The following is a 642-nucleotide window of genomic DNA, read 5'->3' on the forward strand; positions in this document are numbered from 1 at the left end:
GCGGCTTCGAGTACATGAAGAAGCACGGCGTGTGGCATGACGAGAACGCCAAGCCCGCCTATTTCGGCTTCAAGACCGAGGTGGCCGCCGACGAGCTTGCCGCGGACGGGGTGATCCTCGACGAGGCCACCGGCGTCTATTGGAACTGGACGGAATCCAAGGCCAAGAGCAAGGCGGAGGCCAAGGAGAAGGGCTACACCCATACGCCGAAGGCTTATAAGGGCTATGTCGCGCAGAGGATGCCGGATGGGGTCTATATCGGCTTCAAGCCCGACAAGGTCAACAAGTCCGGCTATCTCGAGCTCTACTCCGACCTGATGAAGGAGAAGGGACTGCCCGAGATGCCGAGCTATACCCCGGTACCCGAACATCAGGAGATGGCGCCGGAGGATCTGATCCTGACGACCTATAAGGTGGCCGTGCATACACACTCCCGGACCACGCACCTCAAATGGCTCGCCGAGATCTATCATGACAATCCGGCCTGGATCAACCCGGAGACGGCCGCGGAGCGCGGTATCGCGGCGGGCGATGACATCAAGGTCACCTCCAGCGTCGGCGAGTTTACGACCAAGGCGCGGGTCACTGAGGGCATCATCCCCGGCATCGTTGCGGTCTCCTTCCACGTGGGTCGGTCACAGA

The 642-nt window shown here is 61.2% G+C and carries 1 protein-coding gene; it reads left to right on the forward strand.

Going from position 1 to position 642, the window contains the following annotated elements; all coding sequences use genetic code 11:
• Window positions 1-642, forward strand: a 642-nt coding sequence (locus tag CKO31_RS26350; protein WP_274607824.1) for a molybdopterin dinucleotide binding domain-containing protein, incomplete at both ends; no start/stop codon positions are given.

The organism is Thiohalocapsa halophila, from assembly GCF_016583825.1.
Lineage (GTDB): Bacteria > Pseudomonadota > Gammaproteobacteria > Chromatiales > Chromatiaceae > Thiohalocapsa > Thiohalocapsa halophila.